Origin of the sequence: Mesorhizobium sp. LNHC252B00, from assembly GCF_000502955.1 — a bacterium.
GTDB lineage: Bacteria > Pseudomonadota > Alphaproteobacteria > Rhizobiales > Rhizobiaceae > Mesorhizobium.
In genome coordinates, this window is record NZ_AYWO01000030.1 from 25,795 (window position 1) to 48,941 (window position 23,147).

The window sequence follows — 23,147 nt, forward strand, 5'->3', positions numbered from 1 at the left end:
TTCAGCCGCGACGGAGCTCACCGGCGACGTCAACAAGGCGATCTACTGGTATCGCAATGAACCGATCGCCGACTATGGCCATCGCACGGCGGCCGAGCTCGTCGCCGGCGGCCAGGTAAAATTCCCGTTGACCAATCGAGGACTTCCGGCACCTTCCAGCGCGTGTCCCCGGTGCCGTTGTCAGCGATCCTCTGCACGGCGTCGATCAGTTCTGAGTCAAGTATTCTGCCATAGTCCGGACCGGTAACGGTTCGCAACTCGAGGCGTCCATTGTCGATTTCCAGCGTCTTCACCTGCTCTGCTCGGTGGTTGAGCAGACCGTGCTGAAGGTTGATCGCCGCGAGCGGGGCTGGAAGCTGCCGCAGATAGGCGGCTGGTGCGCCGACCAGGCCGGCGAGTTGGCCAAAACTCCAATGCGTGGGGGCAACCGGGGCAAGCGCACCGGGCAGCATTAGCCTCAGGCGCTCGGGGATCGTCGCGACTGGCCTCGACGCGGATTAGCTCACTTTCGACGATGCGGGTCTTGCTGCGCTCCGACCGGGCCTTCACCGAGTTCCAAAGGTCGGTGAGCGACAGGTAGCGCTCGTCCGCCGGCCGGTTGAACCATTCTGACGACACGCGGCCAATGCGCTGGCCGCGGCCGACGTCGACCTTGTAACCGACCCGCTCGTTGCCCTTGGGCGTGTGAATTTCCATCTTGGTCATGGGTGTCGCTCCTCGGCGGGCGCCGGGAGACTCTCTCCCGGACCTTCACCCGCCGCCGCGGCCCGCCCACCCTCTCCCTCTCCCGGCATCGGCGCGCCACAGGAAGCATCGGCATTGCGGCAGCGGCCGGGTCAAGGCTGACACCATGAGAGAAGGCACGGGCTTCAGGAAAGTCCGAAGACCAAGCGCCGCTTGACCTTCCGGACGCGGCAGAATTCCGCTGTGCTTTCTTGCGCACCAAGACCGGGACCCATCCGATTTTGGGTAGCGGCCTGCTGAAATTGCACAGGCAATTTGTCTGATTGAGCAACTGCAAGTTCTCTTCGAGCTTAGCCCATACATGCATGAATTGATCCAACGTCATGATACGCGAAGACAGGTATCGAACTCGAAACTGAGAGAGTAATTGCATGTCGAGCAGTTTCATCCGGCCCGTGGCGGTGCAAATTGGCCGGCATGACCGTGAGCGCGTCATATTCGATGTGAACGACGCAGCCACGATCCTGCTGCGAAGTGTCCCTCGTCCGACGGAGAACCGAAAACTGGCTATGGATGCATGTCTTCAGGTTCTGCGTGGTGAAGCCCAGACGCCGGTAGCGAGACGCGCCTTCGTTACAGCCGCGTTAGAAGCGAAAATTCTGTGCAGCGACTGAGGTCCAAATAATATTAGCCTCGATCACAGTGGCAGCGGCGGATGGCCGGCGAGATCACCAAGTTCGAGTTTTGGTTCAAAATGCTAGCACCGCCTGTGCAGATGCTTCGCGCGGCTTCGAAACCACGAACGTGCCGGCCGGCAACGGCCGAAGCAGCTCTTCTTCCAAGCAGGTCCTGTCGAGCCAAGCCACCCGTTGATCGCGCCGCATCACTGCCACCTGTCGGTCGTGGAAGGGCGCAACGTCGTCGTTCGCCTCGATCGTCAGGTGGCATAAGCCTCACGCCAGTCACGTGTCGCCGGGCGCCAGATTCCGCGAAAAAGACCAGTCACCGTCGGCGAGCGAGAAGCTATAGGCCTTGCCCCTGCTCCGGTGCCGGAACGAGGTAACGGTGACTGCGAAACGTCCTGCCCTAGCGCGCATGACGGTGAACGGCCTGCCTCCAATTTTGCTGGGCTGAAGGCCCCAAGGCAACTCTGCCATCTCAACATCGCCGCCGTAGCGCCTTATGATAACGCGGCCTTCGTCGAGCGATGCGTCGGAATCGAAAACCATTGCACTCATCGTCGTTCGAACATAACAAGAACACGGTCGCGCTGCAATGCGATCAAACGGAGGACTGATGTGCAACGACTATCGTTTGACGGTGGACGTCGCCGAACGGCATGCTGTCGCGTACAATCTGCAGCTGCTCTCCGAAGTTGGCTGTTGCGGTGCTGTGCAACTCGCTTTGGCGAAAATCACGGATGACGATCAGCGCTTGAGTGAGCGCCCGAACCGGTCCTCAATCCGCGACTGCAGGAACTCGAGCCCCATCGAGAGCAGCCAATAGATCATCGAGGCGGTGATGAGCATCTCGATGTGGCGGAACTCGGTCTGGCCCTGCGTGCGTGCGAGATACATGATCTCCCAGACCCCGACCACCGAGACCAGCGAAGAATCCTTCAGCATCGCAATGAACTGGTTGCCGGTCGGCGGTACGATGACGCGCATCGCCTGCGGCAGGATGACCAGGAACATCGTCTGGTTAGCGCTGAGGCCGAGCGCCGTAGCACCCTCGGTCTGGCCGCGCGAGATGCTTTCGATGCCGGCACGGAAGATCTCGGTCATGTACGCGCCGTAGCAGAGCGACAGCGCCATGATGCCGGCCGGCACGGCGCCGATCACGTAGCCAATCTGCGGCAGGCCGAGATAGATGATGTAGATCTGCATCAGCAACGGCAAGCCACGAAACAGAGAGGTATAGAAGGTCGCCAAGCCATAGACCACGCCGTTGCGGGAAAGTTTGGCGATGGCGCCAACGAAGGCGATGAGGGTGGCGATGGCGATCGAAATGGCCGAAATGTAGAGGGTCGTCACCACGCCCTTCGAGACGAGGAAGCCGATCTTCTTGGCGATGAACGCGAAGGACAGGTCGAAAGAATAGAAAAACAGCATTAACAACACGAACAGCTCTATCCACACCGCCACAATCTGCTGTTTGCGGCTGAGATACCGCAGCGCGTTCCAGTTCGCCGCCACGATCAATGCGATCAGCACCGCCGAGACCGCCCGCCCGATCTCAGGGTTGGCGGCGAGACACTCGACTGTCCCCGGAACAAGCTTGCCGAGCCAACTGGCTTTGATGCCGAGCCCGTACAGGCCGGCGGCGATGGCGGCGAGCATGAAGAACACGCCAACGCGGCGCGCCGCGTCCGGGTGGTTGAGCAACAGTCGGCCGATCACGTCCTCGATCTCCTTATGGTCAGCGGGCGCGCTCGCGCCACCAATCCTGCGCCTGCAGCTTCCAGTAGGTAAGTTGCGCGACTGCAAGTCCAGCCGGGCCGCCTGCCCAGGCAAGCCCAAATGGTGCGAACAGCCGGTAGCGGTCCGATTCTCCCAGTATGGCCTCGGCGATCAGCTTGCCGGCGATCGCCGTGGTGTTGATGCCATGGCCGCCAAAAGCCGTGAGGTACCAGACGCCCGGCTGCAACGCGCCGATTTGGGGCATCAAGTGGCGGGCATAAGACATGAGCCCGGACCAGGCGAGTTCGGTCTTGAGCTTTTCGAGCTGCGGATAAGTTGTGACCATCTCGCGGCGCAATTGCCACGCCAACACGCCCGGTGAGGCCGCCCGCGTGGTGATGCGCCCGCCCCAGAGCAGCCGTTTGCCGTCTTCGAGAATGCGGTAATAATCGCCAGCGCGACGGTTGTCGCCAACGGCGTCGGTTGTCGTAATCGCCTTGGCGATCAGGTCAGGCGCCTCCTCGCTCACCATGACGTAAGTGGCGATCGGCAGGAACGCCCGCTTCAGCCTGCCGACCAGTGGCCCGGTATAGCCACCGGTGGCAAATACGGCCTGGCGGGCGCGCACGTGGCCGCCGTCGGTGCGCACGATCTTTTCCGCGCCGTCAAGGTTGGCTTCAACGGCCCCCGATCTCTCGTGGATCCTGCCGCCCAGCCGTTCGATCTCGCCCGCAATGGCGCGGAGATAGTTGAGCGGATGCATGTGGAAGGCGCTGGGGTCGCGCAAGCCTTGGTAGTAGCGCTCGGAATGCAGCACCGCTCGCACCTGGTCGCGCTCGAGATAGTCGAGCCGATAGTTGAAATCCCGCGCCAGTTGCTCGGCATATGCCTTGAGCGCGGCGCCGCCATCGTGGCGAAGCACGCTCAACATACCGGAGCGCGGCCCTGCCGCCTTGATGTCGAGATCGCGGATCGTCTGCCGCACGAAATCGACGCCTTCGATGGACAGGCGGTGCAGTTTTTGTGCCGCGTCCACGCCGGCCATCGCGGCGATGTTGTCGGTGCCTGTGGCGAAGCCGGGATTGACGAAGCCGCCATTGCGACCGGAAGCGCCGAAGCCGATGCGCTGCGCCTCAAGCACGACGACCTGCTGGCCGGCGCGAGCCAGCTGCAACGCCGTCGTCAGGCCTGCCAGTCCGCCGCCGATAACGACTGTTTCGCACTGCGAAACGCCGCTCAGCGGCGGTCTGATGGTATTGTCGGCAAGCGTGCGTCGGTAATAAGTGTCAGGATATGTCATGATCGATATGATGAGATGGCGGCACTAGAGCATTTTGAAGCCGGGCGGAGCCGCCCGGTGTCGCAGAAATGCGGTTGAACAAAACAGATGGAGCGGGATGTTCAATTTGAATGCATCCCGCCCAAGCTTCGTCCACGACGCTCCTCAGTCGGCGCTGTAATCCTTGCCGTACCACTTGGTGGTCAGCTTCGTGAGGGTACCGTCCTTCTTCATCTCGTCGAGAATGCCGCCGATCTTGGCATTCCACTCGGCATCACCTTTTTCCGCGATCACCACCAGTGGCTCACGGAAAGCATAGCCGCCTTCCAGGATACGCAACGGGTAGCCGTTCTTTATCGCGTTCTGAGCTGTCTGTTCTGGTGCGATGACCGCGTTGAGGCGCACGCCGTCACCGAGCCTCAAATCGTCGAACGGCAGCATTGAGTCGGCGAAAGTCCTGATCTCACCCGGCTCCAGCTTGTATTCGATGGGCGGCAAGCCGGGAGCATCGATCTCAAGCTGTCTGCGGACGAAATCCTCCGACGTGGTGGCGGTCTCGACGCCGATGATCTTGCCGTTCAGGTCGGCGACCGATTTGGCCGGGCTGTCCTTGTGAACCACGTAAACGTAGGGGCTGTAATAATAGATGCCTTCGAAATCGATCACCTTGGCCCGCGCCTTGGTCGGCGTCACCGAGCCGACACCCAGATCGTAGCGCCCCTGCCAATGACCGCCCGTCATCGTCGCCCAGTCCGGCGTGTCGAAACTGACCTCGACACCGAGGCGCTTTCCGATCTCCTTCGAGACGTCGATGTCGAAGCCGACCAACTGATTGCTGTCGTCGAGGAAACTCTGCGGCGGCCAGCCGCTGTTTGTGGCGACCACCATTGCCTTCTTCGAGGTAACCCGGTCGATGGTTTCACCCGCCGACGCCGCAGACGCGAACGCAAGCGTGGTAGTGGCCAAGGCCAGCCACGCGATCAATTTCCTCACTTAAATCTCCCTCTTCATCGTTAGATATATGCGCCCTCCCCCATAGAGAAAGGGCTATTTGAGAGCGCAACATGAGATCGATCTCATACCAGACTAGGTACACATATCGACGAGGGGATCAAGTCCTTTTTCAGCGATTGGAAAGAAAACCCGGCCAGCTTTTATTTTGCCGGCAACGCGCCGACAATCGGCGGCTACAGCGACGCATCGGCGGCACTGTCGTGAAGTTTCCGTGACTTGCATCAAGGGCAGATCGGCCATCGTATCCTCCTTGGTGGCGTGAAGGACAAGACGCTCTGGACGTCGCTTATTTCTTGCGGTGGCCCGGCTTGAGCCCAGCCAGCAGATTGGTGATCCTGTCCGCCTTCCGGTTGCGGATCTCGGCCTCATTCTTGCGGCGCACCGCGCCGCGGACGAGCTTGGCGCCGAGATAGCGGAACGGCTCGGGCGGGAGCGACATCCGACGCTCGATGCCGACCAGCCCGCTGGCGCTCCAGCGATCGTTGCGCTCCAGCACGAGGCTGGCCAGTATCCGCCCGCCAATCGGCGTTTGCGCGATGCCGGTTCCGTTGAAGCCCATGCCGTAGAAGATGTTGGGATGGCCGCGCAGGTGATCGAAGACCGGAACGTGTTCGGGTACACAGTCGATGGGACCTGACCAGTCATACTCGACCCGCACGCTACGCAGCGCCGGATAGACTCTGTGCAGTTCCCGCACATTGTCACGGCCGTGCTCCGGGCTGCGGTTGAAGCTGGCGCCGAAGTTTCCGGCGAACGCCAAATTGCCGCTGCCTCGGCCGAAGACCACCCTGCCCGTGTTGGTGCGCTGGTAGTAGAGGACCTGTGCCTGTGAATCGCAGATTGAGGCACCATCGCGCCAACCAATGCTGTTGAGCAGTTCGGGCACGGCGGCGGTTGCGACCACTTCGCTGTCGACGACGTAGAGATGACGGCGCAGTTCCGGCAGCGCTGAGAGCCATGCGTTCGCGGCAAGCACAACTTTCTCTGCCCGCACCCTGCCTTGTGCCGTTCGCAGCGTGCACGTCCTGCCGGTTTCGATGTCGAGGACCGGGCTGCGCTCGTGGATAATGACGCCGCGTGCCAAGGCAAGATTGCGCAATCCGATCGCCAGCTTGGCGGGATGAACCGTACCCGCATTGCTCTCTACGACCCCGACATAGGATGCGGATGAACCGGTCCGGCATTCTATGTCCTCGACCGTCAGCGGCCTGAAACGGTTCTCTCCGGCCGCTGCGGTCATCGCAACGGCGTTCTCCCAGGCGCCTTCCTGGGCAAATGAGCTCGCGGTCCACAGCCATCCATCTAACCGCAAATCCATGTCGATGGTGCCGCTTTGCTGCAGCGCCTTCAGTTCCGCTATCGACGCCACCGTGTCGGCGCAGAGCTGTCGCGCTTCTTCGAGGCCGACGACGGCACTGATCTGATCGATTTCGGCGAACCAAGAGTGGACTTGGCCGCCGTTGCGTCCCGACGCCCCCGATCCGCACAGATCGGCTTCAAGCACGATGACCCGTGTTTCCGGCGCCAAATCACGGATGCGCAGCGCCGTCCACAGGCCGGTATAGCCCCCACCGACGATCACCACGTCGGCGCGCTCGTCGCCTCTCAACGGTGCGGTCGCGGTGTCGGCGCCGATGTCCTGAAGCCAGAAGGACCGGTCGGACGGAAGCGCCACCTTCGGCTGTCGCAGACGCAGTGTCGTCACGGCCGGGCTCCCTGGGCGTCGGCAATGAAGCTGGCATATTTGGCCGGCAGCCAATCTGGTATGGGACGCGGTCTCTGGGGAAACCCGCCGAGATGTGTGCAGGTCTGCGCCGCGGCGATTGAAGCCTCGTGCAATGCCTCCGAGGCGCGAAGGCCGTCGAAACGGAAGCCGGCGAGGAAAGTGGCGATAAAACTGTCGCCGGCCCCACACGTATCCACGACATCGACAAGCGTCGCCGGCGCATGCACTATGTCATTCGAGCCATCGTCAAAGTAGGATCCGCGACGGCCGCAGGTCAAAACCACTTGGCTCGCGCCGGCGGCCCTGAGCGCGGATAGCAATGGCTCGATGGGGACATCGACATCGTCTGGGCCGGATGCAAAGAGCATCGGCACGCCGCCGAGCGGCAGTGCCAGATGTGCCGTCGATACATCAATGCTGAACGGCACACGATCCGCGACCATCCGGCGGACAAGGTCTCTGTTGGCATTGGTGCCGAGATGCACCCAGTCGGCTGCGGCGATGATCGCATAGTGCTCCGGCGACGGCATGTAGCTCTCACCAACCCCGAAGGATTCGTGCAGGAATTTGCGCTCCCCGGATTCGTCGCGAAGCAAGGTGACCGCGGTGTCGCCGGGGCGACGTTCGACGTCATCCGGCGAAAGGCCGACGCCTACCAATTCGGAAAGTACCATGTCACCCTCGGCATCCTCGCCGACAGCGCCAAAATACCGTGCCGTCCAGCCGTTGCGCCGCCATTGCGCGGCGACGTTCAGGGCGTTGCCACCGACGGTAAGCAGACCGCTGGCCAGGTAAGCGTCGAGGCAATTATCCCCGACAGCGACAAGCTGCTTCAACGTCATGCCAGCACCGTTGCGCGATTCAGGTACGGCTCGATAGCGTTGAGGCAGCGCGTCCAGGCCCCTATCGGATCCAGCGCGTAGCATCCATTGCCGAACGGCTCGAAGGTGATCTTGCCCGCGTATCCGGCGCTCGCCAATTCGCTGACAAAGCGGCCGAGCGGCAGTATGCCGTCGCCCCACACAAGATGTCCGCTCGGCGTGCCGTCGACGAGTTGGACATGCGCAAGCCGAGCGCCGAACAGGTCTACATAGCCGGCCACCGTGTCGCCGGCAGTGGCCATGGCAACCGTGTCCAGCACAACATCCATGTTGTCAGCGCCGAGTTGGTCGAGCATGCGGCGCAGGCCAGCAGCGTCATTGATGACGTTGGTCTCGAATCGTTGCAGTGGCTCCAGCAGGCACCGGACACCGTTTCGGCCGGCATGAGCGGCGATCATGGCAAGCCCCTCGAGGGCGTGATCCCATGCCACCTGCGGCGCCTCGTTCTCGTAGCCTCGCCCCGGAGTCAGGAACAGGTAACGGGCGCCCAGTGCCGCGCAGATGTCCGCCGCGCGGCAGAACCGCTCGATGCTGTCACGGCGCAGGTCCTCATCGCCTGAGGCAATGTTGATCGGATATAGAACCTGCTCTGGCGTGAAGCACCACGTGGACAGGCCGCTGTCGGCGAGCACCCGACGAACGGATTCGACCCGTGTGTCGGTGGCGTGGAAGAGGTCGAGATGCTGGGCAATCCCCCACAATTCGATCTCCCTCATGCCGAAGTCGCGGATCGTCCTGGCAACCTCATCAAACGGAATGTGCTGAAAGCTGAAATTGGCTCCGATCAGCTGATGGGCAGCAAGCTGCGGCATGAAGGCTCCTTTCGGGAATTGTTATTTGCCGATGCCTTCGGCCAAGCCACGGATGAAGTAGCGTTGCGCGGCAAAGAACACGACCACGATGGGCAGGGCCGAGATCGTCATGGCCGCGAAGACCACGGCATAGTTGGTTCCGTGCGTTGCCATGATCGACGTCAGTCCAACCGGCAACGTCTGCACATCGCTGCCGCTCGTGAAGATCATGGCGAAGAGATATTCGTTCCAGGCAAAAAGGACGTGCAGGATGACACACGAAATGATGATCGGCCGGCACAGCGGCAAGGTGATGCGCCAGAAGATCTGACCCTCGCTGGCGCCGTCCATCGTCGCCGCCTCGTCGATGTCTTCAGGCAGATCCAGCATGTAGGCACGGATCAGGAAGGTGGTGAACGGGACCCGGAACGCCGTGTAGAGAATGATCAGCGCCCAGTAGGTGTTGTAGAGACCGAGCGCTTGCAACATTTTCACCAGTGGTATGATCGCCACGGTGGGGCTGAGCATCAAGCCGCCAAGAACGATGGCGATAACCAGAGGCTTTGCCGGCATCTTCGTGCGGGTCAGGCCGAAGGCCGTCCAGGCACTGATCAGCACCGTGCATATGGCCGACGCGACGGTCACCAGCACCGAGACTGTCACATATCCACGAACCCCTTGGTTCCACGCCTGGACGTAATTGTTCCACGACCAATGGACAGGCAGAGCGAAGGGATCGCCGAAGATCTGCGCATTGTCCTTGAAGCCGCTCAGCGCCATCCAGATCAGCGGATAGATGACGATCACAGCGAGGCAGACCAGGAAGGAATAGAGCAAAGTCGTGGCGATGGCCGACCATACATTGACATGCCGGCTGCGACCGGCTGCGACCGTCGCACTCATAACTGCACCCGCCGTTGCTTCGTGTACCAGAGCTGTGCCGCGCCGGTGAGCATGGTTAGCACGAAGATGACGGCGGCAATCGCCGCGCCATAGCCGAAATTGTCCTCAATAAAAGCCTTTTGGTAGAGCCATGTGCCCAGCACCTGGCTGCTGTTGTTTGGCCCGCCCGCGGTCATGACCATGACCTCGTTAAACACCTGGAAGGCACCGGTGATCGTGACAATGATCATCAGCCCCGTCATTTCCCGGGTCAGCGGAAAGGTGATGCTCCACAGCCGGCGCAGCGGACCGGCGCCATCGATCGTTGCGGCATCGTAAAGGTCGCGCGGGATCTTCTGGATGGCGATGGCAAACAAGAGCGTCGAGTAGCCAAATCCCTGCCATTGGCTCATGGCGATGATGGCATAGATGGCGGTGTGCTCGTTGCCGAGCCAGGGCATGACGAACTGGCTCAGACCAACGCGGCTGAGCGCGGCATCCAGCAAGCCGATCTGCGGCTGGTAAATGAAATAGAACAGCAGTCCGGTCACGGTGATCGAGATGGCCGACGGCACGAAATAGATGGCGCGCCACAGACGGCGCCAGCGTTCGCTCCTCAGGTCCTCGATGATGGCCGCCAGCAGGAACGCGCCGAAGACCTGGAAGATAACGGAAATGATGGCGTAGAGGCAGTTGTTCCACAGCGCCAGCAGCACGACCGGGTCATGCAGCAGCCGGTCGTAATTGGCAAGGCCGACATTGGTGACCTCGCCGGTATAGATGTCCTGGTCGGTGGTGCTGACGATGAAATTGTCGACGATCGGATAGTAGACGAACCAGCCGATGAGGATGAGTGCAATCGCCGCCCATCGCAACGACGACAGATTGGCGAAGCGGGCCCGCGGCCTGTTTGGCCGTTGCGGCCTGGCGACGCCGCGAAGCACGGCGCCGCTCTCCATTGTGTCCGAGGCCCTTGCCATGGTCTGCTTTATTTGACTGCGGATGCGGCCTTGCGCACCTCATCCATCACTTGTTCGGGCGTCATCGAGCCACCTGCCAGCGCCTGCAGGCTGGAGAGCCAGACGGCGGCGACGCGTGGCGGGTTGGCCGTGTCCAACCAGGGCATGAGATAGGAGGCCGCGTTGATGTCCTTGAGACCATCAACGACAGCAGCGCTCATGTTCTTTTCCGAGGCGCCGCCGATGGTGGCGCTCGGCTGGCCGTAGGGTGGCGCTGACAGGACCTGCGCGTTTTCCTTGGAGGTCGCGAACTTCATGAAATCGATCGCTAGCGGGATGTTCTTCGATGCCGCATTGATCATGTAGCCCTCCGGCGCGCCCTCGATCGACTTTGGATCACCCTTGGCGCCGGTGGGCACCGGTAGTCTGAAGAACCCGAAATCGGCGGGTTTCAGGGCCGAATCCGGCGTGGCGGCCTGATCGAACTCGATGATCTCCTGATAGTACATGGCCGACTGCGCGTTGGTGAAGGCCTGGAGAGCCGAGGCATAAGACGTGCCGTTGACGCCGGCTCCATCAGTGCAACGCTCGACAAGTTGGCTGAACTGCTTGAGCGCTGCGACATAACCTGCATCGCTGTAGTCGGCAGTGGCCGGGTCGAAGTCGCGTTCCAGTTTTGCCTGCGGCACGTTGTAGGCGAGCAACTGGCCTGCAAAGTGGATTGCCGGCCAGGCCTCCTTGTTGCCGAACGAAATCGGTGTCACGCCCGACTTGCGAATGACGTCGCAGCTGGTCAACAGTTCCTCGAAACTGGCTGGCGCCTTGAGGCCGAGCTTGGCGAAGACCTGCTTGTTGTAGCCCATGAACTTGGCATCCTGGTAAAGTGGAATGCCATAGAACTTGCCATTGTATTCGAATGCCTTGACAGCGGCCGGAGAGAGCGTCTTGCCCCAGTCGGTGTCGGGGCTGATGACGGCACTCAGGTCAACTGCGCGATTGCCGCGCACGAAGTTGCCACCCCAGCTTCCTGTCCAGGAGAAGTAGATATCGGGCAGCGAGTTCGAAGCAACCAAGGTCTTCGTCTTACCCTTCACGCTGTCGTCGCTCTCCTGAATGAGTTCGACCTTCACGCCCGGATGGAGCTTTTCATAGTCCTGCGCAAGATTGACGAAATAGGGCGACAGCTGCTGCAGTCCGAACTTGGTCAGGACCGACAGCGTGCCGCTATACTCGACCTTGGCGCTGGGGTCGGCCGCAACCGGCACTGAAGCGGCGAAACTGCCGACCATCGACAGCCCCAATGATGATACCGCGGCCAGTGTGACCGCCACGACTTGCAGCGAACGTTCCATTAGCAGCTCCTTCAGAGGTGAGAGTGGATCAGTATTCAACGCGTTTGTAGTAGCGACGTGTCGTCAGCGGGTGATTGCGCAGCACCTCGAGATGCGCGCTCAGCCGCTCGAGCAAGGTGGCAAGCAGGACCGGCGAGATCATGCTCCGCACCTGGGCGGAAATGCGCGGCAACTTGACCGAGGCCGCGTCGAGCGTACGAACACGGTCCGTGTAGCGTTTGGCAAAATTTTCGACCCGGTCGGCCAACGGGCGAAGCGCATCCTCGCCTTTGAACACGAAGACGCTGACGCCTGGCTCGACCAGTTCGAGCGTGCCATGAAAGAAGTCCGCGGCGTGCACAGGGCGGGTGCGGATCCACTGCATCTCTTCGAGGATGCACATGCCGTAGTAGTTGGCTTCGGGCCAAACCGATCCTGCGCCCGTGAAGATGTGATAGGTTTCGTCCTTGATCGTCCCCGCCAGTTCGGCGGCCTTGCCCTCGAACGCGGCTTTGGCATCGGCGAGCAGGCCCGGCAACAGCTTGAGCTCGGCGACGGTCGCATCGAAGCCGTCATATTCGCCACGTTCGGCCAGAAGCGCCAAGACGATCAGTAACGTCTGCAGGTAGAACGATTCCGATGATGTGTCGTCTTCGGCGAAATTCGTGAAGTTGTGGTCAGCTTCCCGCGCTATCGGCGAGTCCGAATGGCCCGTGAGCGAGATCGTTCGGACGCCCCGTTTTTTTAGGAAGGCCATGAGTTCGACGCCTTCCTTTGTCGTACCCGACAATGAAGGGATGACGACCACAGCCTTGCTGTCGAGACCGGCTGGCGGGTCAAGCACGACCTGTGCCGGATATGCCGCGCATACCGGGAAGGTGGAGTAACGCTGCGCCAATTCGATCGCCGGGAGCGTCAGGAGCTGCACGCCGCCGGTACCCATGAAAAACAGTCGCTCGACGCCCTCCGAAATCAGCGTGCGCATGAGCGAGCGCGCCTCGCCCGCGATGGCAACGGCCCCGCTCTGAATCCTTATGAAGCGATCTTTGTCGAAGTTCAGCATGTAGTTCTTCCTTGTACTCGGATGCGGTAGAGCCTCTATCCAGGCGCAAGGATCGAAGCGCCCGTCTCACCAGCCTTTGATCAGTCCCGGCCACTGTGAGATCGATCTCACATCCGGATAATGGCCATGCAATTCCGCGGTTGGCAAGCCCTTGCCGACAAAATTGTTGGTAACGGAGGAATCCCGGCGTTGTCAGCGCCTGCTGAATCGAGCAACCGAACCGCGCACGATCAGGCGCGTCGGGAACCGGATATGGCGAGGCGCGATCTTTTTGCCGGCCAACCGTTCCAGCAGAAGCTTGGCAGCCAGCGGCCCGATCTCCGAGATCGGCTGGGCCACCACGGTGATCTGGGGGTCGGTGAAGGTGGCGAGATTGAAGTCGTCGAAGCCCACCAATGACACGTCGTGGGGGATCGACAGGCCCATCGAGCGCAGACCGAGAAGTGCGCCCTGGGTCATCAGGCTGTCCACGGTGAACAGGGCCGTCGGGCGGTTGCGGCGGCTGAACAGGCGGATGGTTGCGTCGACGGCATGTTCGACGGTCGAGCGCGACACGCTGATCAGCGATTCGTCGAGCGCAATGCCATGCGATTGCAATGAATTCTGGTATCCGGCAAGACGTTCCTGCGCGGTGAAGATGCGCGACTCGTCGCGCAGCAGTCCGATCCGTTGATGGCCATTGGCGACGAGGTAGTCCACGGCCTCGCCCGCCCCGCCCTCATTGTCGACGACGACACTGTCGCAGTGCAGCTCTTTGACGACGCGGTCGATCAGCACGACCGGCGCGCCTTCACGCACCAGCTGGACGATGTGCTCGCTGTCGGTTGCGGAGGTTGGCGCTAGGATGAAGCCGCGGATGCTCAACGACCGCAGGCTTTCCAACAGCTCCTTTTCCTGTTCGACATTTTCCTCGCTGCTGGCAATCAGCAGGTTGTGGCGATGCTTGCGGAGCTCAACCTCGATGTCGTGGGCGATGCGTGCGAAGAACGGATTCTGGATATCGCCGGGCACGAAGCCGACGATCGGCAACTGACCGCTGCGCAGGGCCTGCGCCACGAGATTGGCCCGATAGCCCAGTTTTTCGGCGGCTTCCACAACCCGCAGCGCGGTCTCGTCGCCGACATAACCGTAGCTGTTGAGCGCACGCGCCGCCGTGGCGCGCGACACATTGGCCGCGGCGGCAACGTCCTTCAAGGTGATCCCTTTCTGCGTCACGGCTACTTGTCCTCCTGCGACCCTGACATTGATCGCATCGTGCTTCCGGCTCTGCGTTGCATTTATCTTGTGCGGCATATCCGCGAATTCTCAAACTTCCAACGCAGCTTGTGCACGCTCTTTCCTCAAGCGTCCTATCATCGATTTTGGAAGAAGTGCTGAAACTGCGAACTCTGGCCGGTCGGCTCACCGGCGGCGCCTTATCCTGGCTCGAAAAACCAGACAAGGAGTGGGGGCTCGTCGAGCGAGTAGGGCGACGTTTGGGAACGGAACCAATCCACAGAAATATTTTGTTGGTATCTTTGTTGGTACACGGTCGGCCGAGCACCAACCTAATAACCTGAGAAGAAAGTACAATTCTCTACGCTTCGAATCGGCCTCTGGTCGTTTCGTTGCTCCGGCTGTGTGGACGATTCTGGCGTTACAGCCAAGCCACCTAAATGGAGCAGGTCTATGGCTATCTGACCGACCCTCGGGTTCCGCCACCGCGTCGAGGCCATCGTCGAAAAGTTCTCTGTCATGCAGGAGGACCTGGCCAAGGAACGCAACGCCACAACACGCCTGTGGGCCAAGCGGGAGACTCAAATACAAGGCGTAGTCGAGTCGACCGTCGACCGGCTACGGCCTGCCTCCAACTTCGCTGGGCTGAAGACCCCAAGGCAGCTCTGCCATCCCAAGATCGCTCCCGGAGCGCCTTATGATGAGACGGCGTTCATCGAGCGATGTGTGGAATCGAAAACCTTCGCGCTCATGTCCGCGCGAACAAAACAGGAACACGATCGCGGTGCGATGCGATCAGACGGAGGACCCACGGAGGACCGATGTGCAATGACTATCGATTGACCGTGGATGTCGCTTCGATCGTGGAGGACTTCGCCGACCTGAAGATCAAAATCCGCTTCGGCGAAGGAGCGCCGAACCTCGAGGCGCGCGAGGACATCAAGATCACGGACGTGGCGCCGATCATCAGGACGATCGAGGGCGTCCGAGGCGAAGGTGATATGATGCAACGTCGCTGGAGCTGGCCCGGACCAAACAGGCGGCCGGTCTATAATTTCCGTTCGGAGGGCCGAGAATTCACCTCCGGTCGCTGCCTGATCGTGGCGGACGGCTTCTACGAATTCACCGATCCCGAAGACCCCAAGAAGAAGCGCAAGGACAAGTGGCTCTTCACAAAGAAGGAGGAGCCGATCTTCTGCATCGCTGGCATCTGGCGTGAAACGCCTGAGGTCGGCGAGGCATTCACCATGCTGACGATGGAGCCAGGACCCGACATCGCGCCCTACCGCGACCGGCAGATCGTCATCCTCGATCGCAGCGCGTGGGCGGATTGGCTCGACCCTTCGGTGTCGGCCAAGTCGCTGATCAAGCCTCTTTCACCCGGCACGCTGCAGGTAGAGCAAGTCGGATGGATGAACCGGTCGGCGACCGATGCCGATCAGGGATGGGGCACGGAACGCACCACCTGCCGGGCCGGCTTATCCTGCCGCTCACCTTGATACGAGACCTGACGCAGGAGATTGTCTTCAGTCCAGGTGAGATAGGTGACCTCGACCACCATTTCAGGCTTGACCCAATGGACGCGCGACAGCTCAAGCGGCGAGCCGAACCGGCTCTCACGTGGCGGTGGGACGTCGAGCGGCATTCGATCTACCTGAAGTGGTCCAAGCCGGCCAGCCAATCGCTTGAGCTCTGCAATCGTGATGCCTGTGCCGGCGCGGCCTGCGTACATCAGACGACCATCATAGGTGTAGTAGCCGAGAAGCAGCGAGCCGATATGGGGGCGGCTTCCAGTTGGATCGGTCCAGCCGACGACGATGAATTCCTCTCTGTTGAGACACTTTGACTTGACCCATAGCCCGCGATTGCCGGATGCATAGGCGCTGGCGATCCGCTTTGAGATAGCGCCCTCGAGTGCAAGCCGGCAGGCGTGCTTGCGGAACGCAGGCCCGTCGCCGATCACGTGATCGCTGAAACGCAGGCCAGGCATATCGGACGAAAACAGGCCCTCCAGTCGCGCCTTGCGATCTATCAGCGGCAGCTTCGCAATGCTTTCTCCGTTGAGAAACAGAAGGTCGAAAGCAAAGAAGACAAGATCGACCGTGCGGCCTTCGACCATGCCGGCCTGCAGGCGGCTGAAGGAGGTGACGCCGTCTGCCCGAACGGCGCACAGCTCCCCGTCGACATATGCCTCTTTCACCGGGAGCGCGCGCAGGGCCGCTATCGTCGTTCGATAGCGATGCGACCAATCGAGGCCGGTGCGGGTAAGCAAGCGGATGTCGCTGCCGTCGATCCGCGCGTGCATGCGGTATCCGTCGTACTTGATTTCGTGAAGCCAGTTCGGGCCGTCGGGCGCTTCGTCGACCAGGCGCGTGAGCTGGGGCTCGATCCATTTCGGCGGATGCGTTTTGTTCGGCTTTGTGGGATTCACCGTCTTGCGCGCCAATTGAGATAAAGCGTCGTCATGCGGGCGAGACTACCACATGATAACCGCTGCAGCTTTATCGGAAATCCCGCGTTTTCACGTTGATGCGGTCGATGTGCTCGCAGGGATCTTATCCCGAATCGGAGACTATGCCGATCAAACTGCCTAAGCCGCGGGACTGCCGGTAGAAAACGCCGCCGCGGCTCGGCATAGTCACGATCTTCGGCGTCGAGTCTCCGTTCGGGTGGAAAGCGGAAGGGCAGCTTTCTGGATGCCACCGGCGATCCCCTGCAAGGCAACCAGGAGGGCGTTGCCGATCAGACACTCTCAAGTTTTGGCGCGAGAATAAAATCGAAACGGGCCCGGCCTAAGCCAGTGGTGGCGGCTCCCTCGAGCTGTAATGCCGTGCGCAATGTGCGGACGGTACTTTGATTGAATTAATCAAAGATTCGGAATTTTGGTTGCGCATGACGGGCATGCGGGTAGAGCAGAATAGCCGTCGCCGAAGGATTGCCCCTAGTCTTCCTTCAAAGCCTCTGCCTCGTCTTTAAGTTTCTGCCAGTCCGCGCCATGCTTGCGAAGCAGCGCTCTGGCCTGTTTCGGAGAGACGTCGGTCACCTCCGCCAGGTGCTCAACTTCCAGTTCTGCGCCCTTCACCACGCGGCTTGTGTCGTTCGTCTTCTTGGCGACCATATTCTGCGCTCCTCGCCCATCGATCACAGGCAACGAGCGCCGGTGAGCATTGTTCCGGACCTATGGAACTATCTGCCCCCCGCATTGGTTTCTCGATTGAAGGGAGGACGATCATGCTAAAATTTTTACTTGGTTTTAGCGCGCTCTGGGCGATGTTCCAAATCGGTAGGGAGTTCGGCAGAGCCGAGGCAGAAGTCATGTTGTCGCCTCCCGTCGATTACGATCGCCATCGATCGACAAAGAGCGATGCGGAATACGGCGATCCGACCTGACATTGTCATTCGCCGGCCGCAGGTCGGGGATCTGATGCCGTAGAATTCTGGCCGGCTGAGGCGACGAACCTGACCGGTGCCGCCGCCTATGGCGATGGTTGCTGATGTCATCTGCGCTCCACAATGTTCGCCGGAGAGGGGCCGCCTGAATGGCGAGAGCTTTCGAGCGTCCCTTGCCGCATATAGCCTCGCTCAGTGTCTGTTGCTTTGCGCCAATCCGGGACTCAGTGCGCTGATCGATATCTCGCAACCCCCGCTGCTGATGTCGAAGCCTTCTTCGCCTGGCTCTCGGAGCAAGGCGATCTCTTTTCGCTGATTGCTGAGATCGGCATTCGGTCCTTGAAAAGCTTTCGCACCCTCGAGCTCGTATTGGTTCGGATGCTGGAGCGGATCCTGGGCGCGGTTTCCTACGGCATCTACACGATGTCGATCATCGAGCTCGGCGAGCGCTTCACCGGCTCGACACTGGTCGCCGGCAATGCCGCCTTCTCGCTGATGTGGGGCGTTGGCGGCATTGCGGTGGCGCCGTTGGCGGGCACCGCCATGGATGTGCTGGGTGCCGGTGGGCTGCCGATCACGCTTGGCCTGATGTGTCTGGCGCTGGCGATCGCGAGCGTCGTTGGTCGAAGGTCAGCCTGATGCGATCGTGGGATGCCGCAGCCGGTCATCCCCTTGCCATCTCGAAATTGTCCATATGTCACAATCGGCATGACGTTCCTCAAGGTGTATCCGACGCAGCATGTCCTGAATTTCAGCGACACGGTCAAAGTCGGCTATCAGCCAAACGTGGGACAGTTCCGAATTCGCAAATACGTCGGGGAAGCCGCCGCAATTGGTCAACGCACTTATAGGGTGATCCGTCGCGTCGGCGTCGATGTCCGGCGTTCTCGTCTTGATGGCATGAACCCGCCGCCAATCGAGACCTGCAAACATGGCTTCGAACTGGGCGTGGGTCAGTATCATCAGTCCATCCTTGATACCGAGGCCAGGTGAAGCTGCCATGACGATACCGGAGCCATCCCAGTAGACTTCAGCCGATCTGCCTTACGAGCGCAACCCCAACGATGCAGACGGACTGCTCATGAAGGGTCGGTTAATGACCTGTCGTGGGCGACACGAAGAGGCATTGACTTGTTTGGAGGCAGCCTATCGCCTCAATCCACTGCGCTCTCGCTGGTCCCGTCCTTTGTCCGGCATCGCCCTTTTTTCCCTTCGGCGCTTTGAAGAGGCCCACCCATGCGGTCAAACTGACGCCGGTGCCAACCCCATGGTCGGTCGCGCGGCTCGCGGCGTGCTACGCCCAGCTTGGTCGGACAGCAAAGGCACAGGCAGCCATGGCGGAGGTCCTGCGGCTGCAGCCCAATTTCTCGACGGTCGAATACACGCGCAAGAGCGTTTTCCTTGAACACGCCGACGACCGAAAGCTTCTCCGCGAAGGACTGACCAAGGCGGGATTGCCGGCGTGAGGGGCCGTGCCAGAGCAGTTGGTGGCTACCGTGGTAACGGTCGTTCCGTCGCGCAGTGTGTCCGACAGATGCGCCTGTTTCTCCTCATCGCTCTCCGCCCCGACCAACCCATGGCCGAATACGCTCGGCAAATCGACCTCGCTCCCGGTGGGCCGTCAGACCGTCATTTCGCTGCGAAACTGAAGGATATGGCACCAAGAAGCAACGTCAAACCGGGCTTGGCCTGATCGAGACGTACCCCAACCCCAACGACAAGCGCAATCAGTTGGCCCGCCTGTCCGGAAGGGGTGAAGGGGTCCTCAACTCAATCGTTCATTTCATTGAGGAGGATCAGACCTTCGGACAGCAATACCCTGAGGTCGGTGCCTCCCATCCCGGAATGATCTGGCGGGATGGCGCCAAGCGCAATCGACGCTTGGGGATTGTTCCCGCTAATCCCATTAGTCCCCACCGCTAAAAGGCCGCCACAAGCGGCAGCGCCCATAGGGCTGCAAACATTCGGGAACCGATGTCTGGTGCGTGCGTTCGAACATGGGGACTGCGCTGTCAGCCGCATACTGGCAGTCTCCCGAGGAGGTATCCCCTATGACCGCGTACAAAGTCGGTTATCTCATTGGCAGCCTTGCCAAGGGCTCACTCAATCGGAAGCTGGCCAAGGCGCTGGTGAATTTAGCGCCGGCCGAGCTCTCGATGACTGAAATCCCGTTCAAGGACCTACCGCTCTACAGCTACGACTACGACGCAAATTTTCCTCCGCCGGCAAGGGCCTTCAAGGATGCACTCGCCGGGGTCGAAGCCGTGTTGTTCGTCACACCGGAGTACAACCGCTCTATCCCAGGCGGATTGAAAAACGCGATCGACTGGGCGAGCCGTCCCTACGGTCAGAACTCGTTCACCCGAAAGCCGTCGGCTGTCATCGGCACTTCGCCGGGTTCGATCGGCACCGCGCTGGCGCAGCAGAGCCTTCGCGGCGTTCTTGGCTTCTGCAACTCCCCACAGATGAACTCGATCGAGGCCTACATCCAGTTTAAACACAACCTGATCACCGACGAAGGTGAGGTCACCGACCCTACGACCGAGGAGTTCCTGCGCGACTACATGCTGCAATTCCACGGCTTCATTGCAAGGGTCTATACCGCCCTTCCCAGACCGGACCTAACGCCTGTCGAATAGGGGCTTGGCGTCCACAAGTCCCCGACACATGCCGTAGAACCCCGCCACCGTGAGGCAGCGGGCTCGTCGCGCCCTGCGATTGGAATTCGTTTGGTTGCCAGTTCTTCGACTTGTTTGGGCATATCCAGCGCAGCCTGATGATCACTTATAGAACCAGCGATCCTGACTAGGCCCAGTAGCGTTGAGGGTGAGACCCAATAGCAGACCTAATGCGGCGCCGAGAATGAAGGCGCTCGACACCGTACCCGGATTGTCTTCGACGGCACCGGTAACAGATTGAGCCCCGGTCCGGAGCGCCTGGGCTGTACGGCCAGCGCGATCGGCAGCGCTGTCATACCAGCCTGTGGCTTCCTCGATGGCCTCTTCGGCGCGCTCTGCCAGCGTTCGATTGATCTTGTTGATTTCCCGCTTCAGCTGAGCGACCTGCTTCTCCAAGGCTTCCTGAGCTTCGCGCTGGGTCGGTCTCGGTGTCGCGGCGTTGTTTTGGTCGGCGGCCATTTTCAACCTCCCTTGATTGTCATGCTCAACGGCTGGCCGCTGCGTAAGGTTCCTGTCAGCGAAAAAAGCCCACCACCGTGAGGCAGCGGGCCACCAGTTGCCTTCGCGCTTAACTCAGGCGAGCTGCAAGGCGCCTGATATCTGTGGCGATCGACAGGAACGCCGCGTTCGGATCGCCAAAATCCTCTAGTCCCAATATGTCGCTCACGCGAAGCTTTACCGTCACGCCTTCAAGGGTATGGGCAGGGACCGCGCAAATGCGCTTGCCTATTTCCCATTCCTCGTCGCAAATCGCGTTGAATGCTTCTTCGGCAGCGTCAACCCCGCCTTCGCGGTTGATCTCTTCCCATTTGGCGGTGCGCGCATCCTGCAAGGCCTTGTTCTCGGCTTTCTGTTCTTCGATCTGCTTGGACCATGCGGCGTAGATGGCCGGCCTCTTGTTGTGCGCCATGTCTGCAATCGTCATGGCGTTGAACGCAGTCCTCACGTCTTCCGGCATGTCCGGCTCCTTCCACGCCGAAGGTCTCGGCGGGTAGAGCTTTTCGCATCGTCTACCAACCTTCCTGCATACCTTCGCCGCTCTTTCCCTCCGGGTGCGGGCTTGTTCCAGTTCCTTTTCGAGCCGGAACAGCTCGGTGTCTGCGCTTTCGAAGTGCGAATGATTGATCATGTTCATCGGATATTCCTTCTCTCCAGGAAACCCGCCGCTTCTGTCAGTCCAGATGATTCGGCTTTACGTCAGGTTACCGCTGCGATGGAGGCGGCACCGATACCGGCCAGGATGGTGCGGCGGGAAAATCTCCCGATGGCAGCGGGCATAGCTTCGCGGGCCGCCGGAACATAGGTGTTCGGCATTTGGAATTCCCCTTCAGTTGTGATACTTACACTTGTGAAAATAGCACAAGAGCGAAGAGTTGTGAAGCCTGCACAAGTGAGGATGGCTAGAGCCGCTTTGAATTGGTCGTTGGCCGACCTGTCAAAGGCCGCCGGAGTTCATCGCAACACCATCTCAAATTTCGAGACAGGCAAGTATGGCGGTTCGGAGGATGCCTTGGCTGCAATCGAGCGCGCCCTCGAATCTGCCGGCATCGAGTTCATCGCCGAGAATGGCGGCGGCGCCGGGGTGAGGCTGCAGAAGCCCTGAGATCCCGAGTGGAGCCGGCTTGCGCGTGCGCGCCAGTTGCGCGATTGTCCATCGCAGGGATGGGAGGGCTTTCCTTTGAATAGGTGGCTTTTGATGGCCTCAACTGCTGCTATCGCGGCAGTTGCGACGTTCTTTGTGCTTAACAGTGACTACAACCCGGTCGTGCCCCAATGACCCGAGCTTGCGAAGCAGTCCTAAAGAAACGACTTCTCGCGCCAGCCGGCTATAAGCGGGTAGAGACTTCGGAAAATTCCGAACCCATACCTTTGGAAGACTACTTAAAGGACCGCGACGCCACCACCGAATCAGATCGGGTTCTATGGACCAGGATGTACAGCGACGACTCCGGTCGCAAAAATCCGCCGACAAAGTTCACGCTCTTCATCGCTATGACGGCCCCAACGCCTATGGAACGCCGGTTCATGGCCTTTCAATGTGCGAACACCGATCCCTCTCAGCCAGCAAAGCCGGCGCAGCATGGTATTCGGTGATTGTCGATAACTTCACGCAGACTGGTTGGTTAAGAGAGCAAATACTCAAGGGCAACGTGCAGAAGTGATTCCGCTCTACATCGCCGCAATCGGTGTCGTGATGCTCGCTGGCGCGGTCTGGCGCTATAGGCAGCGTGACATGCTAGGGATGTCCGTCTGCCTCCTGATGGCAGCGTTCGCGGTTTTGTTGCTGGTGCTTCCGGCGAGGCCCTAACGTCGCTTCGGCTTCGGCGTGATCTCTTCCACCCGGGCGTTCACGCCGTCCTGCACCATTGCCTGCTCAAGCGCGTCCGCTTCGGCCTTGTCCTTGGTCGTCAAAATGGTGCGCCAACGGGCTTGTCGAACACGCTGACGATATAGGTCGTGGCCCGGCTTGTCGTGACCTATCGGAGCCCGAAGAAGCTCAATATCGCCAACACGATGACAATCGCTCCAACGATCCAAATGATATTGTTCATGATCACTCTCCGGTTTAGGAAGCCCGCGCCTCTCCGAGGCCTGATCTTTGGCAGGGGATGGGGGCACCACTGACGCAAGCTTCAACTTTTAGAAGCCGCTAATGTTCCCTTCGATCGAAAGTCGGTTTCCAGTCGCGGTTTCGCTCCCGCTGCAGGCCTTCCAGCCCGCCTCGAAGCACCTTTTGTCCGGTGGGACGAGACGGGCTGCGGAAGCTCGAAGGGGGCTTCCCGCTTCAAAACTTCAGAAGCCGCCAATTGTTCCATTAGTCTGCGCTAAAATGCCCGCCACCCCGCTACGCCTCA

General features: G+C 60.4%; 22 protein-coding genes and 5 pseudogenes. 10 read left to right on the forward strand and 17 right to left on the reverse strand.

Annotated elements, in window-relative coordinates; genetic code table 11:
• Positions 1-119: 119 nt before the first annotated feature.
• Positions 120-705: pseudogene (locus tag X744_RS1000000172635) on the reverse strand (hypothetical protein); the annotation flags it as partial.
• A gap of 410 nt (positions 706-1,115) precedes the next feature.
• Between X744_RS1000000172635 and X744_RS144505 the strand changes: the two are divergent.
• Positions 1,116-1,358, forward strand: coding sequence for a DUF982 domain-containing protein (locus X744_RS144505; RefSeq protein ID WP_023762002.1), 243 nt, complete (start codon positions 1,116-1,118; stop codon positions 1,356-1,358).
• Positions 1,359-1,433: 75 nt separating this feature from the next.
• Here X744_RS144505 and X744_RS1000000175490 read toward each other — a convergent pair.
• From X744_RS1000000175490 to X744_RS144450, 12 genes and pseudogenes are all read right to left on the reverse strand, one after another.
• A pseudogene (locus X744_RS1000000175490) lies at positions 1,434-1,922 on the reverse strand (SOS response-associated peptidase family protein).
• Positions 1,923-2,111: 189 nt separating this feature from the next.
• A complete protein-coding gene (locus tag X744_RS144500; protein ID WP_023762005.1) occupies positions 2,112-3,083 on the reverse strand; it encodes an amino acid ABC transporter permease in 972 nt (323 codons plus the stop codon).
• A gap of 19 nt (positions 3,084-3,102) precedes the next feature.
• Positions 3,103-4,383, reverse strand: coding sequence for an FAD-binding oxidoreductase (locus X744_RS144495; RefSeq protein ID WP_023762006.1), 1,281 nt, complete (start codon positions 4,381-4,383; stop codon positions 3,103-3,105).
• Positions 4,384-4,527: 144 nt separating this feature from the next.
• Complete coding sequence (locus tag X744_RS144490) at positions 4,528-5,355, reverse strand: transporter substrate-binding domain-containing protein (protein WP_031260982.1); 828 nt, start codon at positions 5,353-5,355, stop codon at positions 4,528-4,530.
• A 307-nt stretch (positions 5,356-5,662) separates the two neighbouring features.
• On the reverse strand, positions 5,663-7,081 hold the full coding sequence (locus X744_RS144485; protein WP_023762008.1) for an FAD-binding oxidoreductase: 1,419 nt from the start codon (positions 7,079-7,081) through the stop codon (positions 5,663-5,665).
• A complete protein-coding gene (locus tag X744_RS144480) occupies positions 7,078-7,944 on the reverse strand; it encodes a PfkB family carbohydrate kinase (RefSeq protein ID WP_023762009.1) in 867 nt (288 codons plus the stop codon). Before X744_RS144480 ends, X744_RS144485 begins: the two co-directional genes overlap by 4 nt.
• Positions 7,941-8,795, reverse strand: coding sequence for a sugar phosphate isomerase/epimerase family protein (locus X744_RS144475; RefSeq protein ID WP_023762010.1), 855 nt, complete (start codon positions 8,793-8,795; stop codon positions 7,941-7,943). Before X744_RS144475 ends, X744_RS144480 begins: the two co-directional genes overlap by 4 nt.
• Positions 8,796-8,816: 21 nt before the next feature.
• Positions 8,817-9,677, reverse strand: a complete 861-nt coding sequence (locus tag X744_RS144470; RefSeq protein ID WP_023762011.1) for a carbohydrate ABC transporter permease — start codon at positions 9,675-9,677, stop codon at positions 8,817-8,819.
• Positions 9,674-10,636 carry a sugar ABC transporter permease gene (locus X744_RS144465; RefSeq protein WP_031260983.1) on the reverse strand — a complete coding sequence of 321 codons (963 nt, stop codon included), beginning with the start codon at positions 10,634-10,636 and terminating at the stop codon, positions 9,674-9,676. The genes X744_RS144470 and X744_RS144465 overlap by 4 nt, the downstream gene beginning before the upstream one ends.
• Positions 10,637-10,644: 8 nt before the next feature.
• On the reverse strand, positions 10,645-11,967 hold the full coding sequence (locus X744_RS144460; protein WP_023762013.1) for an extracellular solute-binding protein: 1,323 nt from the start codon (positions 11,965-11,967) through the stop codon (positions 10,645-10,647).
• 28 nt (positions 11,968-11,995) lie between these two features.
• Positions 11,996-13,009, reverse strand: coding sequence for an SIS domain-containing protein (locus X744_RS144455; RefSeq protein WP_023762014.1), 1,014 nt, complete (start codon positions 13,007-13,009; stop codon positions 11,996-11,998).
• A 192-nt stretch (positions 13,010-13,201) separates the two neighbouring features.
• Positions 13,202-14,203, reverse strand: a complete 1,002-nt coding sequence (locus tag X744_RS144450) for a LacI family DNA-binding transcriptional regulator (protein WP_245266827.1) — start codon at positions 14,201-14,203, stop codon at positions 13,202-13,204.
• A 449-nt stretch (positions 14,204-14,652) separates the two neighbouring features.
• Here X744_RS144450 and X744_RS1000000172640 point away from each other — a divergent pair.
• A pseudogene (locus X744_RS1000000172640) lies at positions 14,653-14,836 on the forward strand (DUF2130 domain-containing protein); the annotation flags it as partial.
• A 209-nt stretch (positions 14,837-15,045) separates the two neighbouring features.
• Positions 15,046-15,633, forward strand: a pseudogene (locus X744_RS144445) (DUF159 family protein); the annotation flags it as partial.
• A 29-nt stretch (positions 15,634-15,662) separates the two neighbouring features.
• On the opposite strand, the gene ligD reads toward X744_RS144445, so the two are convergent.
• Positions 15,663-16,670 (reverse strand): non-homologous end-joining DNA ligase, encoded by a 1,008-nt coding sequence (ligD, locus tag X744_RS05045; RefSeq protein ID WP_023762018.1) that lies wholly within the window; start codon positions 16,668-16,670, stop codon positions 15,663-15,665.
• Positions 16,671-17,165: 495 nt separating this feature from the next.
• Complete coding sequence (locus tag X744_RS1000000174620) at positions 17,166-17,342, reverse strand: hypothetical protein (RefSeq protein ID WP_023762019.1); 177 nt, start codon at positions 17,340-17,342, stop codon at positions 17,166-17,168.
• A 113-nt stretch (positions 17,343-17,455) separates the two neighbouring features.
• On the opposite strand from X744_RS1000000174620, the gene X744_RS144440 reads away from it, so the two are divergent.
• The 5 genes and pseudogenes from X744_RS144440 (at position 17,456) to X744_RS144430 (ending at position 20,253) form a co-directional block, all read left to right on the forward strand.
• The gene (locus tag X744_RS144440) at positions 17,456-17,614 is read left to right on the forward strand and encodes a hypothetical protein (RefSeq protein ID WP_156938615.1); all 159 of its coding nucleotides are present in this window, start codon (positions 17,456-17,458) and stop codon (positions 17,612-17,614) included.
• Positions 17,615-18,010: 396 nt separating this feature from the next.
• Positions 18,011-18,253, forward strand: a pseudogene (locus tag X744_RS0138170) (MFS transporter); the annotation flags it as partial.
• Positions 18,254-18,265: 12 nt separating this feature from the next.
• A complete protein-coding gene (locus tag X744_RS144435) occupies positions 18,266-18,607 on the forward strand; it encodes a hypothetical protein (RefSeq protein WP_156938616.1) in 342 nt (113 codons plus the stop codon).
• A gap of 341 nt (positions 18,608-18,948) precedes the next feature.
• Complete coding sequence (locus X744_RS1000000176090) at positions 18,949-19,080, forward strand: hypothetical protein (protein ID WP_280948964.1); 132 nt, start codon at positions 18,949-18,951, stop codon at positions 19,078-19,080.
• Between the two features lie 585 nt (positions 19,081-19,665).
• Positions 19,666-20,253 (forward strand): NADPH-dependent FMN reductase, encoded by a 588-nt coding sequence (locus tag X744_RS144430; protein WP_023762025.1) that lies wholly within the window; start codon positions 19,666-19,668, stop codon positions 20,251-20,253.
• Between the two features lie 141 nt (positions 20,254-20,394).
• Here the strand turns inward: X744_RS144430 and X744_RS144425 are convergent, their stop codons facing one another.
• Both X744_RS144425 and X744_RS144420 read right to left on the reverse strand, forming a co-directional pair.
• Complete coding sequence (locus X744_RS144425) at positions 20,395-20,751, reverse strand: hypothetical protein (protein ID WP_023762026.1); 357 nt, start codon at positions 20,749-20,751, stop codon at positions 20,395-20,397.
• Positions 20,752-20,860: 109 nt separating this feature from the next.
• A complete protein-coding gene (locus tag X744_RS144420) occupies positions 20,861-21,427 on the reverse strand; it encodes a hypothetical protein (RefSeq protein WP_023762027.1) in 567 nt (188 codons plus the stop codon).
• A 261-nt stretch (positions 21,428-21,688) separates the two neighbouring features.
• On the opposite strand from X744_RS144420, the gene X744_RS144415 reads away from it, so the two are divergent.
• A complete protein-coding gene (locus X744_RS144415) occupies positions 21,689-21,895 on the forward strand; it encodes a helix-turn-helix transcriptional regulator (RefSeq protein ID WP_031260989.1) in 207 nt (68 codons plus the stop codon).
• 319 nt (positions 21,896-22,214) lie between these two features.
• Complete coding sequence (locus X744_RS0138180) at positions 22,215-22,454, forward strand: hypothetical protein (RefSeq protein ID WP_156938617.1); 240 nt, start codon at positions 22,215-22,217, stop codon at positions 22,452-22,454.
• Positions 22,455-23,147 lie beyond the last annotated feature (693 nt).